The organism is Arthrobacter sp. AG367 (genome assembly GCF_007828995.1).
In the GTDB taxonomy this organism is placed as follows: Bacteria; Actinomycetota; Actinomycetes; order Actinomycetales; family Micrococcaceae; genus Arthrobacter.
The window spans coordinates 108,575-122,853 of record NZ_VIVE01000005.1 but is presented as its reverse complement, the minus strand read 5'-3'; the positions used below and the strand labels follow the sequence as shown (position 1 = coordinate 122,853).

Genomic DNA, 14,279 nt, shown 5'->3' with positions numbered 1-14,279 from the left:
GCCTGCTCTTTTCCGCTTTGTGCATCCAAGCCGCCGTGTTGCTGCAGCGGTTGCCCGTCCGCGGCCCTGCACGCGGCCCGGACGCCGGTCCCCGCACCTTTGGCCCGGGGCGCTTTTTTCGAATCTACGTCACGGGGGTGCCCCTGTACAGGGGAGCTCCACCCTCCGCTGCCAGGGCCCACCGGGGGTGGATTCGACAGGGGTGGACTAGGCAGAAACGGGGGACAGGGCCAGGGCCAGCACGAAGGCCAGGGCGCAGGTGGCCAGGGGCGTCAGGGCCCAGAGCCACAGGATCCTGATCACCAGCTTCCGGTTCGTTACCGAAAAATTCTGGTTCTCCCCGGCGCCCAGGGCCGCGGCGGTGACGGTATGGGTGGTGGAGAGCGGCCAGTGGAGCCCGATTGCGCCCACAAAGAGCATCAGTGCGCTGAAGGTCTGGGCCACCGATCCGCGCAGGGGGTCGATCCTGGTGAGTTTGTAGCCGATGGTGTGCGAGATCCGCCAACCTCCGAAGAGCGTCCCGGCGGTCATCATTACCGCGGAGAGTCCTGCCACCCACACGGGGATCCCGCCGTCGGAATAGCCTGCCGCCAGGAGGGCCAGCAGCAGTACCGCGCTGACGCGCTGGCCGTCCTGCAGGCCGTGGCCAAAGGCCACCGCGCCGGCCGCAACGGCCTGGCCCCTGCGAAAGCGTTGGTTCACCACATTGGGCTGCGTGTACCGGGCCACCCACGTGGCCGGATACACCAGCAGGAAGGAACCGCTGTAGGCCACAAGCGGGGACAGCACCAGGGGCAGCACCACTTGGAACAGCAGCGACTGGTCCACCCCGGCAACCCCCGGGCCGCCGATGGCAAGGCTGGCAAGGCCTGCGCCGGCAAGACCACCAACAAGGGCGTGGGTGGAGGACGCGGGGATGCCCCGCCGCCACATCAGCAGCCCCCAGGCGCAGGCGCTGGCCAGGCCGGCCACCAGGATGGTGAGCCCGTCGGCCCCGGCGGGAAGATGGATCCAGGTCTGGCTGGCGGCGACGGCAAGCAGGGCGCTCACCAGGGCGCCGACAAAGTTGAAGAACGCGGCAAGGAGCACGCCCACGCTGGGGGTGAGGGCCCGGTTCCGGACGGCAAGGGCCACTGAGGTGGACGCATCGCGGAAGCCGTTGAGAAAGGCAAACGCCGCCGCCAGCAGGACCACCGCCGCGAAGATGACTGCCGCCACCTCAGGATTCCTTGACGATGATGCTGCCTACCTGGGTGGCCACCCGCCGCATGTCCTTGGTGACCTCCACCAGCTGGTTGGCGATGTCCCGGTTGCGCGAGTACTGCGCCCATTTCATGTCCGCGATCATGTCCGCCACCCAAACCCGGTGGGTCCGCTCGGCACGCTTGGCCAGGCGCAGGATCTCGATCCAGTAGTCCTCAAGGTCATCCAGGTTGTTGAGCCTGCACATGGCGTCGACCGTCAGCTCGGCCTGCCGGCTGATGATCTCCAGCTGGTCCGCGGCGCGCTTGGGCAGGCGGTCCAGCTTGTACAGCGCCACCAGTTCCGCGGCGGCATCCATTTTCTCCATGGCCTCGTTGAGGTACCGGGAGAGGGCGTACATGTCCTCGCGGGGGAGCGGGTTCACGAAGCTGGTGCGCATGTGGGTCAGCAGGGCGAAATGCAGTTCGGCGGACTTGGCCTCGAGGTTGTGCATGTCCTCCACGAGGTTGCCGTGCTCGTCCGCGGGTACGCCAAGGATTTCGGCCAGGGTGGCGGTGGCCAGCACGATCTGTTGTGCCATCTGCGAGAGCAGGTTCAGCCCTGCGGGCTCCTGGGGGAAAAGGCGCAGCTTCACGTGTTTACCGGTCTCCGGGGACTTATCAAGGCGGGGGTCGCTGCCGTGTGACTTGACTCCGGCGCGCAACTGTCGCCTACTCTACCGGCCCGAAAGAGCACCTCTGAATTGTCCACCCTGAAGAGGGCAGAAAAATGGTGCCGAACCGGATACGCCTCTCGGCGGTAGGCCGCTCTAGGCGGCTAATTGTTGAAGCCCGGGGGTTTCGCGGCTCGGCACCGGTTTCAGTCTTCTACTTCACCCGGCCCAAGTCAATCTTGACAGCGGCGCCCTTGTTCGTCCCGGAAATAAGCGCCGGGGGGTGCCGGGCAGGCTCGAGCAACCAGCCCTGTACGGCCGGTTACCCGGTCCCGGCGGCCACTCAGTCCAGTTCGCCCAGGCGCCACGCGTTGGCGGCGTGCTCCAGGTCCTCGGCGGTCTTGACCAACTGGTGGGAGTTGCGGGTCAGCTTGCTGGCGTGTGCCTCGTTGGCGTGTTCGGCGCCGTCGGCAAGGGTGGCCTGGCCCAGCGCCACTACCCGGCAGAAGGCGGCGGACCGTTCCAGCGCGACGTCGAAATCGCCGTCGAACGCGCCGGAAAGGATTGCGTCGGCCATGGTGCGCATTTCCTCCGCGCCGGGTGGTTCAGCCGCGCCGGCCACCACGTTGGAGACCTGCGCGGTGTCCCGGCCCGCGCGGAAATACACCGAGATGCGTTCCGGATCCTGGACCGTGGCAGCGCGCAGCGCGTAAAGCCGCCATAGGGCGCCGGGAAGGGAGCGGGCCGGGCTCTCGGCCCACATCTCGGCGATGGCCTCCAGGCCCTGTTCGTCGGCAAGCTTCACGAGGCGTTCGGTGACCACCGGATCATCGCTGTCCCGGCCGTGGCGGACCAGGGCCTGCGCGGCGAGGTGGGCGGCCTCCGAGACGCGGGCGGGATCGGCCCCGCCGGCGAAGGGCTCGAAATCCATCAGGGCGAAAGGCTTGGGCTTGTGGTGCCGGTTGCTGCCGCCGTAAGGACTGGTTCCTGCTTGCTCGCTCATGCCCCCACGCTACTCCTGTGCCGCGGCGGAAATCGAGCGTCTGCGGCGCCCGGCTTCACCTGCGGGAAGAGGCGTCAAAAGGGGGATGAAAGCGTCCGACGACGGCGCCTGGGCCATGTGCGAAGCCGCCGGAACCATGGGTTAGAGTATTAACGTCCAGAAATGGATTGGGCCGGATGGGCAGACACAGCGTGTTTGGCTGGCCGGCAGGGGCCTTTAGCTCAGTTGGTAGAGCATCGGACTTTTAATCCGTGGGTCGTGGGTTCGAGCCCCACAGGGCCCACCGTTTACGCAGGCCAGAGGCATCCAGCCTCTGGCCTGCCGGTGGTTTCAGGGCCGTGGCCAACTATTGCGCGGGCGTCCGCGGGCCGGCCTGCAAGCGTTTGGGTGCCTCACGGCCGGGATGGCGATGCCGGGGGAATCTGGCTGACCAGCCCCAGGGTGTTTCCCTCGCTGTCCCGGATGAATGCCATCCACTCCTCCGTGCCGGCGGGCCCCAGCAGGCCGTCGTCGTGGCTGAAGATCACCCGCGGTTCGGCCACTATTTCCACTCCCCGGCCCTTGAGTTGCTCCACAGTGCGCTTCACATCGGGAACGCCAAGATAGAGAAGCGAACTCGGCGCGCCCTGCTCCAGCAACAGCCGTACGCCGTCAAGGTCGAAGAACAGCAGCCCGGGCGGATCGAACACGGCCGTGTATCTTGCCGAAAGCAAGGCGCTGTAAAACTCCGCTGCCCGCTGCAGATCACTGGCGTGTTGAGCGACCTGAACCAAGCGCATGACCCCCGCCTTTTCCCAACCGTTCGATGCGTCAATCCTGCTCGGAAAGCAGGTGTGCGGGCAAGGGATCCCACACCGCCGGGCCCTGACCGGTCCCATCCATTGCTCCGGCCCTTGGTAACCCCCGCCTCAGGCATGCACGATGTTCCCGTTGCGCGGCAGTCCGCCGCGGAACGAGAGGGGAACGCCGGAAGCCCGGGCTGGATCGGCGGAATCCATGGCCTGCACATGCAGATGCGGTTCCGTGCTGTTGCCGGAGTTGCCGCAGCGGCCTACCATCTCCCCGCACTCAACCGGCTGGCCGGGCCGGACGCGGACGCTCCCGCGCTGCAGGTGGCACAGGGCGATGAACACCGCGCCGCTCCCGATGATCACGTGGTTGCCTGCAAGGCCCGGCCATCCCTCCCGCACCCGCCTGGCCTGCGAAGCGGCGTAACGAATGGATGGAAAGCCGCGGAAGGCGGCATGGTCCGGCTCCCCGTCATGGGCGGCGAGGACAATACCGGAGGCTGGGGCTGTCACAGCCCTGCCAAACCCCACGAACTGCTCCGGCGGCTCGGGCCGGAACAGCGACGCCAGGGTGACCGGCGCAGACCGCCCGTTCCGGTCCAGCGGGGTGAAGTCGATGGCGTGGCTCGTGGCGAAAAGCCGTGCCCGTGGCTGGGGATCCGGTTGGCTGGAGAATTCTGCACCAGCCAGGGACCGGTGAACGGATACTCCAGGTCCGCAGGGGTCGCCGCAGGCATGGTTTGGCGGGCCTTGATGGGTCAGCTGGCGGGATCGTACTGGAAGGCGCGCACTTCCTGTGCGCAGCGGCAGGCCGCGGCGATCTTCGCGGCCCAGTGCAGTGCGGCTTCGTAGCCGGGCAGTTCCAGCACTGTGTAGCCGCCTTCGATCTGCGCCGTCTGGGGGTAGGTGCCTTCGCTCACCGTACCGTCGCCGTCGACCATCACGGGCGGAACGCTCTCGTCGATGCCGCCGCCGAACACCCAGACGCCGGCGTCCTTCGCCTCCTGGACCACGGCATGCGCGGCGTCCGCTACGGCCTGCAGGCCACCATCCGGGATGTCCATGGCGCCGCTGGGAAACGAGATCAGGTATTTGGTCATTCTCACGGCTCCTTCGTTGGCAAGTCGATCAGCTTCATCCTTCCCATCGCTCCGCTGCCGCGCAAGGATTCAGGCGCGCTGTGCCGGCGCCCGGGGACGCCGCCGCGGGGGGCTGCAACAGGCACAATAGGCTCATGGCAAATACCAGCAAGGGCCGGATGCCGCGCCTGGAAGACGTGGCCAAGGTGGCGGGGGTCTCCCACCAGACCGTCTCCCGGGTAGTGAACAACCATCCCAACGTCAGCAAGGCGACCCGGGAAAAGGTGGAGGCCGCCATTGCCGAACTGGGGTACCGGCGCAACACCGCGGCCCGGAGCCTGGTCACCCGGCGCTCGCAGACCATTGGCGTGCTGGCAAGCGAGCTTTCGCAGTACGGCCCGGCCAACACCCTGCTGGGGGTTGAACATGCCGCCCGCAACGCCGGTTACTTTGTCAGTATCGCGGCCCTGCGGGAAATCAGCCGGGATGCCATCTCCAACGCCGTGGGCCACTTCATGGACCAGGCCGTGGACGGGATCGCCGTGCTGGTGCCGCACTCGGACACCCTCGCAGTGCTGGAGCAGATGAATCTTCCCGTGCCCGTGGTGGCAGTGGGCTCGGCCGGCAGCGCTTCCGTCAGCGGTGCGATGGTGGACCAGCGTGCAGGCGCCAGGCTCGCCGTCGAACATCTCATCAGTGAGGGGCACCGGCAGATCGGGCACATCGCCGGCCCGCCTGACTGGACGGACGGCGCTGAGCGCGCGGAGGGGTGGCGTGCTGCCCTCCGGGATGCCGGCCTGGATGATTCCCTGCTGGTTGAGGGGGACTGGAGCGCGGGCAGCGGTTACGCGATCGGCCGCAAGCTGGCCTCCGGACTCAGGGCCACGGCCATCTTCGTTGGAAACGACCAGATGGCCCTGGGCCTGCTGCGCGCGTTCACCGAGGCGGGGGTCAGGGTGCCCGACGACGTCTCCGTGGTGGGCTTCGACGACCAGCCGGAGGCGGGGTACTTCACGCCGCCGCTGACCACCGTCCGCCAGGACTTCGAGGAGCTGGGACGCCGCTGCATGGACATCATGCTGAAGGAAATCGAGTCGGGTGCCGCGGTGAGCTCCACTGTGGTCCCGCCGGAGCTGGTCCTGCGTGCCAGCACCGCCGCTCCAGCGCGCGCCTAGGCGGACGGCACCAAGCGCCAAAAAAATCTCCATGATTCTGCATCCAAATCCGGGGCTGCGCCGGTAGTAGGAGTGTCAGCAGAAAACGCCCGTCAGCCGGGCCGTTCAAGGAGATGGACATGCGCAACAAAATCTTCACCGCAGGTGCCGGTGCAGCAGCCATTGCAGCCGCAATCGCTCTGGCCGGTCCCGCCCACGCAGCAGACGGGGATGCCCAGCTGTCCGTGCTGCATGGCGTTCCCGGACTGACCGTGGACGTTTGGGTCAACGGTGACCGCACCCTGGATGACTTTGCCCCCGGAAGCCTTGCAGGGCCACTGGCCCTTCCGGCCGGCACCTACGAAATCGCCATCACGGCAGCCGATGCCGCCAACGCCTCCGCGCCGGCCATTGGTCCGGTGAGCGTCACCCTTGCCGCCAACGGAAACTACACGGCCGCAGCCCACCTCGGCGCCGACGGCAAGCCCACCGCCAGCCTGTTCACCAACGACGTGTCCCAAATTCCCGCCGGGAAGGGCAAACTGACGGTCCGGCACGCAGCCGCAGCCCCCGCCGTCGATGTCCTGGCAGGCGGCACCGCCGTTGTCACCAACCTGGCCAACCCGAACGAAAAGACCCTGACCCTGGATCCCGGCACCGTCCCGGCCGCGGTGGCTGCCGCAGGCACCACCACCCCGGTGATCGGCCCGGCCGACGTGGCGGTGGCTGAAGGTACCCACACCATCGTCTACGCCTGGGGCAGCCTGGCCGACCAGAACCTGAAGCTTGCAGTCCAGACCATCGAGGGCCTGCATTCCGCACCGGCCTCTGTGCCAGGTGCCCTTGACGGGTCCGCGGATGCCGGTGGAGCGGGCCCTGCCGTTGCCACCGCCGGGTTTGGCTTGGCAGCGCTGGCCCTCCTCGCGGGGGCGGTGGGCGCAGCCCGCGCGGTCCGCGCACGGCGGGCGGAACTGTAACCGGGCCAGACGCCCGCTGAAGGACCACACCGCAGGGGCCCGGCCGGCTACGGACGGGCCCCTGCACCGGCCCCGCCAATGGCCGGCATACATGGAAGGGAGGCGGCAGGCATGATGGCAGGCACGACGCCGGCACCCGGGTACCGCCGTCGCCATCCGGCAGGCGGCGCGGCCGCAGCGATGGTGGCTGCCGCGTTGGTTTTGTCCGGCTGCGGTCCTGCCGGTCCCACTGGTTCCCCCGGTCACACTGGTTCTGCGGGTCCCACCGGTTCTGCCGGGCAGGCGGCCCCCTCCACGGTTGCCGCGGCAACCGGCTCTCACGAGCCGGCGCCCTCGCCGGGGGCGCCGGCCCCTGCCGGCTCTGCTGTACCTCCCACCGGGGCCATCCCGGTCCGGCCCGCGGCCCCAATCGCCGCGGCGGTTGTGCCGGCACCAACGTCACTGACCGTGGCGGGCACTGCCATCGACATGCCGGTGGTGCCCGGGGGAGTTTCCGGCGGGGGAGCGATGGAAATCCCTGACGCCTTCGACCGGGCGGCCTGGTACAAATTCGGTCCGGCCCCGGGAGCAGCCGAGGGAACCGCCGTCATCGCCGGCCATATCGACACCACGTCCGACCGGGCACCGTTCTCGGCATTGAAGTCCCTCTCGCCGGGAATCCTCATCCGCGTGGGCAGGGATGGGGCCGGGCCGCTCGCCTACCGGGTGGTGGGAGTGGAACTGATGGCAAAGGACAAGTTCGACGGCGGCGCCCTGTTCCGCCGGTCCGGCCCGCACGAACTCAAGCTGGTCACCTGCGGCGGCCGATGGCTGGACGAGCGGATGGACTACAGCGACAATGTCATTGTCACCGCAGTTCCTGCATGAACCTGGTTTCTGCATCACCGGTGGCCAGCCATGTAACTCGTGCGCCGACGCCGGGAAGGAGTTGCCTGTGACGCTTCCCGGGCACGCTTTCCGCGGATGGGATGACGCACTGACCGACTCCTTCCTGGCCGGGGATGAGCACGCCCTGGCAGCGGCCTACCGTGAGTTCGCGCCCCTGGTGCACACCCTTGCCTTGCGTTCACTGCCGGACAGGGCAGCGGCGGACGACGTGACCCAGGAGGTCTTCATCCGGGCCTGGCGTTCGCGGAGTACCTTCAACCCGCAAGTGGCCAGGCTGCCGGCGTGGATCGTGGGAATCACCCGGAACGCCATCACCGATGCCCATTCGGCGGCAGCCCGGGAAGCACGCAAGGCCTTCGCCGCGGCCGGAGCCGGTATGGGAGAAGACGCCGGAACGGGAACAGAGGCGGCGGAAATGCTGGCGGACAGGCTGCTCCTGGACGGCGAACTGGAGAGGCTGGGCGAGCCCCAGGGGTCCATCATGAAGCTCGCCTTTTACGAGGACCTGACCCACGAGCAGATTTCACGCAAACTGGGCCTTCCCCTTGGTACGGTCAAGAGCCACATCCGCCGGAGCCTGTCGCACCTGCGAAGCAGATTGGAGGTAGACCATGCCGCATCTTGATCCGGAACAGTTGAGCCTCCTGGCACTTTACGACGGCTGGGAGGACCCGGGTGCCCGGGAGCACCTGGCTGCCTGCCCCGAGTGCGCCGCCGATTTTGCCGCCCTGCGCCGCACGGTGGACGCGGTGAAGACCGCACCGGACACCAGCCGCCTGGCCGTGCCCGGGCCACAGGTATGGGCTGGAATCCACCGGGAACTGGGCCTTTCGGGGTCCGTGCGGGAGGATCCGCTGGCGGCGGACGCCGCCAAGGGAAACAGCGCGGGTCCGGCGGCCGCACCTGCGGACGCGCCGCCGTCGAACGTCATCCCTGTCCGCCGGCGGACCAAAGGTGCCTGGTGGCAGCGCCCCGGTACGTGGGTGGCAGCTGCAGCCGCAGCCGTCCTGGTGGTGGTTGGTGCGGTGTTGACCTTGACCCGTCCGCCCCAGCCCCAGCAGCTGGCCTCTGCCCAGCTGGCGCCGCTGGCGCAGCACTCCGCCGCAGGATCGGCCAAGGTGGTGACGGCGCCCGACGGTTCCCGCAACCTGGAAATCAGCCTGGACAAGGATGAAGCCAAGGGTTACCAGGAGGTGTGGCTGATTGCGCCGGACCTTTCCCGGCTGGTCAGCCTGGGCGTCATGAACTCCACATCCGGAACGTTCCAGGTGCCCACCGGCCTGGACCTCTCCCAGTACCCGGTGGTGGATGTTTCCGACGAACCGATGGACGGCAATCCTGCGCACTCCAGCGTGAGCATCGCCAGGGGCACCCTGTCATCCTGACGCGGTCAGCCGCCGAAGTGTGAGTGCGGGGCACCTTCCGGCAACCGCTCCAGCAGTTCCTCCGCCACCTTGCGCAGCTTGATGTTCCGGTGGCTGGAAGCCTTGGCAAGGATGGAGAAGGCCTCCTGGTACGAGCACCTGTTCTGGGCCATGATCACGCCGCAGGCAACGTTGATGGAGGTGCGGCTGTCCAGGGCCGAACGGAGGTCGGTGGCCAGCGAGCGGGCGGAGTGCAGGTTGATGGCCATCTGCAGGCTCTTGGCTGCCAGGGCGGCAAAGGTGCGTGCCTCGGCGATGGCCTGGAGCGGGAAGGCCTTCGAGTCGTGCGCGAAGAAGGCAAGTGCGGCGGCGGTCCGGCAGGGGCCACTGGTGCCGATCGTTTGGTCATCTTCCGCGGGGTCCGCTTCCAGGCGGAGCCGTACGGCAAGGGCACTGCCGAACCCTGATAACTGCAACTGCGACGAATAGTGCTGCCACCGGAAATCCCCGTTCCGCTGGAGCACCGCGACGGGGTGCCCGCCTGACATGACGTCAGTTACCGGCCCCTCGTCCATTTCCCGTTCCCAGTCCAGCATCCGCACTACTTCACCGGTGGTGCCCGTTATGGCAGGAGTCCGCTTGGGCTGGTGCAGCACCAGGCCGCAGCCCACGTCAATCCCGGCGGTGGCGGCCACATGGTCAGCCGAGGCGGCCACCAGCAGCCTAAGGGAATCGGAGAGGGTCTGGGCGTCATTGACCAGGTCCAGCACGAGGGCGGGGTTTCGGGGTGCACCGCGTTCACGGCCGCGCGGCTCCGGATGGGGCACGCGCGTCCTGCGGGCGTTCGCTGCGGAAAGAGGGCCGGCGACGGCTGGGGGAGAGCCCTTGGTCTCAAAGGACTCCTCGTCGCCGGCCCCGCTTAGTACCCGGGTCCTATGAACCGGGAAGCCTGGGTTTACCTGTCGTGCATGCATTGCCAGTCTCACACCCCCTAGTGAGCCAAGTACCGGAAAGCAGAACAGGTCTTGTCTCTGTGAAAAACCTAATGGCCGTCCAGCCCCCAGTGGATGCGTAACCAGTACCTGTTTTTCCGATTAGGGAGTACTTGGGCGCGCCCTGCGGAAACCCCTCAGGCGTGTTGCCGCAGGTGGGAAGCGGGTCGCTTGGCGACCCAGGGGTGAGGCCGCGCTGCCGCCCGGTCAACGGAGCACTTGACTCCCGAGGCGGGCCCCCCAACAATAGTTTCTATAACGTTGTAGAAACCAAGCCGAGGATGCCTTCGTGACCCAGCCAGAACCCGCCGCAGCAAAAATCACCGTCGACCCGTCGTTCACCGTGGGGCCGGTCCGCCGTCGTACGTTCGGTGCCTTTGTTGAGCACCTTGGCCGGTGCGTCTACACCGGCATCTTTGAACCGGACCACCCGGATGCCGACGACGACGGGTTCCGGAGGGACGTCCTCGCGCTCACCCGCGAACTGGGGGTATCCACCGTCCGCTACCCCGGCGGCAACTTTGTGTCCGGCTACCGCTGGGAGGACGGGGTGGGCCCGGTTGACCAGCGGCCAGTGCGCCTGGACCTGGCCTGGCACTCCACCGATCCCAACACGGTGGGCGTGGACGAGTTCGCCACGTGGTCCGCCAAGGCCGGCGTTGAACCCATGATGGCGGTGAACCTGGGCACCCGCGGGCTCCAGGAGGCGCTGGACCTCCTGGAGTATTGCAACATCGACGCCGGCACGGCGCTGGCCGGCCAGCGCCAGGCGAACGGTGCCCGGGACGGCTATGGCATCAGGATGTGGTGCCTGGGCAACGAAATGGATGGCCCCTGGCAGATCGGCCACAAGAACGCGCTGGAATACGGCCGCCTGGCCGCCGACACTGCCCGTGCCATGCGCATGATGCAGCCGGACGTGGAGTTGGTGGCCTGCGGCAGTTCAGGGCCCACCATGCCGACTTTCGGTGAGTGGGAACGCGTGGTTTTGACGGAGACCTACGAGCTGGTGGACCTGATCTCGGCGCACCAGTACTTCGAGGACTTCGGCGACCTGCAGGAACACCTCGCCGCGGGACACAAGATGGAGGCCTTCATCCGCGACCTCGTCAGCCACATCGACCATGTGAAGTCGGTCAAGAAATCCTCCAAGCAGGTGAACATCTCCTTCGACGAGTGGAACGTCTGGCACATGAGCCGCGACGAGTCCAAGGTGCCCACCGGCAAGGACTGGCCCGTGGCCCCCGTCCTGCTGGAGGACACCTACACGGTGGCGGACGCCGTCGTCGTGGGGGACCTGCTGGTCACGCTGCTCCGCAACACGGACCGCGTCCACTCCGCCAGCCTGGCGCAGCTGGTGAACGTCATCGCCCCCATCATGACCGAGCCGGGCGGCCGCGCCTGGAAGCAGACCACCTTCCACCCCTTTGCCCTGACCTCACGGCACGCCTCCGGCACCGTCCTGCAACTCGCCGTCGAATCCCCACTGGTCAGCGGCGGCACGACAACTGACGTCGCCGCCCTGTCCGCCGTCGCCACGTATGACGCGGACAAGGGCGAAGCCGTGGTGTTCGCCGTCAACCGGTCCGCCGGCCAGGCACTGACGCTTGACGCAGCCGTGGCCGGGCTGGGCGATGTCCGGTTGCTGGAGGCGGTGACCTACGCCAACAAGGACCCGTACTGGCAGGCCAGCGCCGACGATTCCACCTCCGTCCTGCCATCGGAAAACGGCACCGTGAAGGTGGACGGCGGGAGGCTCACCGCCGAACTCCCCGCCGTGTCCTGGTCCATGATCCGGCTGTCCGTGGACAGCTGACCCCCCGGGGGCGGGAGGGCAGGGGCGCCCTTATGACGACGGCGGGCCGCAGGTGGGAGGATGGACGGCATGGAACTGCACATCACGGGCGATCCCGCCGCGGACAAGTTGTTGAGCGAGGACGACTTCGCCCTGCTGACCGGCATGCTGCTGGACCAGCAGGTCACGATGGAATCGGCCTTTGCCGGGCCCGAGAAGATCCGCAGCCGGATCGGGTCGCTTAAGCCGGAGGCCATCGCCGCGCAGGACCCCCAGGCGTTTGTGGAGATGTTCAAGGAACGGCCCGCCGTACACCGCTTCCCCGGTTCCATGGCCGCCCGGGTGCAGGCGTTGGCCGAGGCCGTCCAGAGCGAGTGGGACGGGGACGCCGCGGCCATCTGGACCAAAGGGTCACCGGACGGGGCCGAGGTGCTGCGCCGCCTCAAGGCCCTGCCCGGATTCGGCGAGCAGAAGGCGAAAATCTTCCTGGCCCTCCTGGGCAAGCAGCGCGGCCTGAATGCGCCGGGATGGCGTGAAGCCGCGGGACACTATGGTGAGGACGGCAGCTACCTGTCAGTGGCAGACATCGTGGACCCGGAATCCCTGGCAAAAGTGCGCGCCAGCAAGCAGGCCGCCAAAGCAGCGGCGAAAGCAGGAAAAGAACGTTAATGGCAGTCACCATGAACGACGTCGCACGGGCGGCGGGCGTTTCCCTCAAGACCGTTTCCAACGTCCTGAACGACTACGAATTCATCCGTCCGGCCACCAAGCAGCGGGTGCAGGATGCCATTGCGGAGCTGGGCTACGAAGCCAACCTCACGGCGCGCAGCCTCCGGTCCGGCAAGACTTCCATGCTGGGGCTGGTCCTGTCCGACCTCTCCGCCCCGTACTACGCCGAGCTGGCGTCCAGGCTGATGAAGGCCGCTTCCCGCCGGGGTTACCGGGTGCTGGTGGAGCAGTCCGACGCGGAAGCGGCCGCTGAACTGGGCGCCCTGCAGGGGACGTTCCGGCAGCTCACCGACGGCCTGCTGTTCACGCCGCTGATGGTTGACGCGGAGGCCATTTCCGCGCGTGCCGGCAGCAAGCCGCTGGTGATGCTCGGCGAGCACATCATGGATCCCCGCTTCGACCTGGTCACGATGAAGAACGGGGAAGCCGCGGCGGCGCTCACGGCGCACCTGCTGGCCGGCGGCCGCCGCCGCATTGCCGTGATCGGGGCGAACGCCGGGGAGACCTCCGGCAGCGGGGGCCTGCGCCTGAACGGATACCGGAAGGCGCTGGAGGCAGCCGGCATCGCGTTCGACCCTGCCCTGGTGGTGCCTGCGGAGTGGCGCCGCGACACCGGCGCCGCCGCCGTGGCCGGCCTCCTGGCATCCGGCGTGGAGTTCGACGCCGTCTTCGGGCTGAACGACGTGCTGGCACTCGGCGCATTGCACGAACTCCTGATCCGCGGGGTTAAGGTGCCCCAGGACGTGGCCGTGGCAGGCTTTGACGACATCGACGAAGCCCGGTTCGCGTCCCCGTCCCTGACCACCGTCTCGCCGGGCATGGACGAGATCGCGGAACGGTCCATCGGCCTGCTGCTGGACCGGATCGCCGGGCGCGAGACATCCGGGGCGGGCGTGCACGTGGAGGCCGGGTTCGAGCTAAAGATCCGCGAGTCCGCGCCGTAGTTCCGGGCGGGCAGGTTTCGCCTGCTCCGCAAGCGGGTACGCCTATGCCACCGGTTCAAGAGACGGAAAGGTGCCGCCATGATTGCCCTCCTGGTCATCGACATGCAGAACGCTTTCTTTGAAACCCCCGAACTGGCAGCCCAGCGGGAACGGGTGGTCAGCGAGTGCAACCGGCTGCTGGAAGGGTTCAAGGCCGCCGGCCACAAGGCGCTGCTGGTGGGCACCGAACACGAGCGGGACAAATCCACCTGGACCCTCAGCATGCTCGACGACGACCAGGGGTTCATCTTCCGCGGCAGTGAACAGGCCCAGTCCGTGCCGGGGCTCATCACCGAAGACCTGCCCCAGCTGAACAAGACCCGCGACAGCGCCTTCGTGGGCACCAACCTGCTGGCCCGGCTGCGGAACTGGGGAGCCGACCAGGTGGTGCTCGCGGGCGTCTCAACCCACAACTGCATTGCCCAGACCGCCGCCGATGCATTCGCGCACAACATCCGCGTGACGTATGCCAGGGACGCCATGGCCTCCGAAGCCGACCAGGACGCCGCCGACATGCTTCGCATCCTTTCCGCTACCTACCGCCAGCCCGTCCAGTCCAGCGGGGAGATCCTTTCCGGGCTCAGCAAGTAGGCCCCACCGGTCAGCAAGCAGGCTCCGGATAGACCGGCCTGATGCTGCTGAAACCTGGCGGAAACGTGCCGGGTCTACGCT

At 67.7% G+C, this 14,279-nt stretch carries 16 protein-coding genes and 1 tRNA gene; 10 read left to right on the top strand and 7 right to left on the bottom strand.

Translation table 11 applies throughout. From position 1 onward, the window contains the following. Nucleotides 1-207 precede the first annotated feature (207 nt). From FB478_RS14485 to FB478_RS14475, 3 genes are all read right to left on the bottom strand, one after another. Complete coding sequence (locus FB478_RS14485; RefSeq protein ID WP_144600969.1) at nt 208-1,218, bottom strand: inorganic phosphate transporter; 1,011 nt, start codon at nt 1,216-1,218, stop codon at nt 208-210. Nucleotide 1,219: 1 nt separating this feature from the next. Next, on the bottom strand, nt 1,220-1,837 hold the full coding sequence (locus FB478_RS14480; protein WP_018770923.1) for a DUF47 domain-containing protein: 618 nt from the start codon (nt 1,835-1,837) through the stop codon (nt 1,220-1,222). A gap of 361 nt (nt 1,838-2,198) precedes the next feature. Then, entirely contained in the window at nt 2,199-2,858 is a 660-nt protein-coding gene (locus FB478_RS14475; RefSeq protein ID WP_144600968.1) for a hypothetical protein, read from the bottom strand. A gap of 210 nt (nt 2,859-3,068) precedes the next feature. Here FB478_RS14475 and FB478_RS14470 point away from each other — a divergent pair. Further along, nucleotides 3,069-3,141 (top strand) — tRNA-Lys (locus FB478_RS14470). A 109-nt stretch (nt 3,142-3,250) separates the two neighbouring features. Here FB478_RS14470 and FB478_RS14465 read toward each other — a convergent pair. The 3 genes from FB478_RS14465 to FB478_RS14455 all read right to left on the bottom strand — a co-directional run bounded on the left by FB478_RS14465 (nt 3,251) and on the right by FB478_RS14455 (nt 4,746). Further along, nucleotides 3,251-3,637, bottom strand: coding sequence for a VOC family protein (locus tag FB478_RS14465; RefSeq protein WP_018770921.1), 387 nt, complete (start codon nt 3,635-3,637; stop codon nt 3,251-3,253). Nucleotides 3,638-3,766: 129 nt separating this feature from the next. Next, a complete protein-coding gene (locus tag FB478_RS21495) occupies nt 3,767-4,159 on the bottom strand; it encodes a M23 family metallopeptidase (RefSeq protein WP_315898348.1) in 393 nt (130 codons plus the stop codon). A gap of 245 nt (nt 4,160-4,404) precedes the next feature. Beyond that, complete coding sequence (locus tag FB478_RS14455; protein ID WP_056388341.1) at nt 4,405-4,746, bottom strand: YciI family protein; 342 nt, start codon at nt 4,744-4,746, stop codon at nt 4,405-4,407. 134 nt (nt 4,747-4,880) lie between these two features. On the opposite strand from FB478_RS14455, the gene FB478_RS14450 reads away from it, so the two are divergent. The 5 genes from FB478_RS14450 (at nt 4,881) to FB478_RS14430 (ending at nt 9,129) form a co-directional block, all read left to right on the top strand. Continuing rightward, the gene (locus FB478_RS14450) at nt 4,881-5,900 is read left to right on the top strand and encodes a LacI family DNA-binding transcriptional regulator (RefSeq protein ID WP_018770918.1); all 1,020 of its coding nucleotides are present in this window, start codon (nt 4,881-4,883) and stop codon (nt 5,898-5,900) included. 119 nt (nt 5,901-6,019) lie between these two features. Continuing rightward, nucleotides 6,020-6,856, top strand: coding sequence for a DUF4397 domain-containing protein (locus FB478_RS14445; RefSeq protein WP_144600967.1), 837 nt, complete (start codon nt 6,020-6,022; stop codon nt 6,854-6,856). Between the two features lie 111 nt (nt 6,857-6,967). Further along, entirely contained in the window at nt 6,968-7,723 is a 756-nt protein-coding gene (locus tag FB478_RS21390; RefSeq protein ID WP_134165281.1) for a class F sortase, read from the top strand. Between the two features lie 67 nt (nt 7,724-7,790). Next, nucleotides 7,791-8,369, top strand: coding sequence for an RNA polymerase sigma factor (locus FB478_RS14435; RefSeq protein WP_018770915.1), 579 nt, complete (start codon nt 7,791-7,793; stop codon nt 8,367-8,369). Continuing rightward, nucleotides 8,356-9,129: an anti-sigma factor gene (locus FB478_RS14430; RefSeq protein ID WP_056388337.1), complete on the top strand. Its 774-nt coding sequence runs from the start codon at nt 8,356-8,358 to the stop codon at nt 9,127-9,129. Before FB478_RS14435 ends, FB478_RS14430 begins: the two co-directional genes overlap by 14 nt. 5 nt (nt 9,130-9,134) lie before the next feature. Here FB478_RS14430 and FB478_RS14425 read toward each other — a convergent pair whose 3' ends face one another. Next, complete coding sequence (locus FB478_RS14425) at nt 9,135-9,935, bottom strand: ANTAR domain-containing protein (RefSeq protein WP_144600966.1); 801 nt, start codon at nt 9,933-9,935, stop codon at nt 9,135-9,137. A 454-nt stretch (nt 9,936-10,389) separates the two neighbouring features. Here FB478_RS14425 and FB478_RS14420 point away from each other — a divergent pair, with 454 nt between their 5' ends. The 4 genes from FB478_RS14420 (at nt 10,390) to FB478_RS14405 (ending at nt 14,198) form a co-directional block, all read left to right on the top strand. After that, entirely contained in the window at nt 10,390-11,916 is a 1,527-nt protein-coding gene (locus FB478_RS14420) for an alpha-N-arabinofuranosidase (RefSeq protein WP_144600965.1), read from the top strand. 60 nt (nt 11,917-11,976) lie between these two features. Further along, nucleotides 11,977-12,564: an HhH-GPD-type base excision DNA repair protein gene (locus FB478_RS14415; protein WP_018770911.1), complete on the top strand. Its 588-nt coding sequence runs from the start codon at nt 11,977-11,979 to the stop codon at nt 12,562-12,564. Then, nucleotides 12,564-13,568, top strand: coding sequence for a LacI family DNA-binding transcriptional regulator (locus tag FB478_RS14410; protein ID WP_018770910.1), 1,005 nt, complete (start codon nt 12,564-12,566; stop codon nt 13,566-13,568). The genes FB478_RS14415 and FB478_RS14410 overlap by 1 nt, the downstream gene beginning before the upstream one ends. Nucleotides 13,569-13,646: 78 nt before the next feature. Continuing rightward, nucleotides 13,647-14,198, top strand: a complete 552-nt coding sequence (locus FB478_RS14405) for a cysteine hydrolase family protein (RefSeq protein ID WP_018770909.1) — start codon at nt 13,647-13,649, stop codon at nt 14,196-14,198. Nucleotides 14,199-14,279: the final 81 nt, after the last annotated feature.

Bases quoted from the DNA above. Each gene is read 5' to 3' on its own strand.
- FB478_RS14405 (WP_018770909.1), top strand. From the start codon at position 13,647: ATGATTGCCCTCCTGGTCATCGACATGCAGAACGCTTTCTTTGAAACC.
- FB478_RS14410 (WP_018770910.1), top strand. From the start codon at position 12,564: ATGGCAGTCACCATGAACGACGTCGCACGGGCGGCGGGCGTTTCCCTC.
- FB478_RS14430 (WP_056388337.1), top strand. From the start codon at position 8,356: ATGCCGCATCTTGATCCGGAACAGTTGAGCCTCCTGGCACTTTACGAC.
- FB478_RS21390 (WP_134165281.1), top strand. From the start codon at position 6,968: ATGATGGCAGGCACGACGCCGGCACCCGGGTACCGCCGTCGCCATCCG.
- FB478_RS14450 (WP_018770918.1), top strand. From the start codon at position 4,881: ATGGCAAATACCAGCAAGGGCCGGATGCCGCGCCTGGAAGACGTGGCC.
- FB478_RS14455 (WP_056388341.1), bottom strand. From the start codon at position 4,746: ATGACCAAATACCTGATCTCGTTTCCCAGCGGCGCCATGGACATCCCG.
- FB478_RS14415 (WP_018770911.1), top strand. From the start codon at position 11,977: ATGGACGGCATGGAACTGCACATCACGGGCGATCCCGCCGCGGACAAG.
- FB478_RS14475 (WP_144600968.1), bottom strand. From the start codon at position 2,858: ATGAGCGAGCAAGCAGGAACCAGTCCTTACGGCGGCAGCAACCGGCAC.
- FB478_RS14445 (WP_144600967.1), top strand. From the start codon at position 6,020: ATGCGCAACAAAATCTTCACCGCAGGTGCCGGTGCAGCAGCCATTGCA.
- FB478_RS14465 (WP_018770921.1), bottom strand. From the start codon at position 3,637: ATGCGCTTGGTTCAGGTCGCTCAACACGCCAGTGATCTGCAGCGGGCA.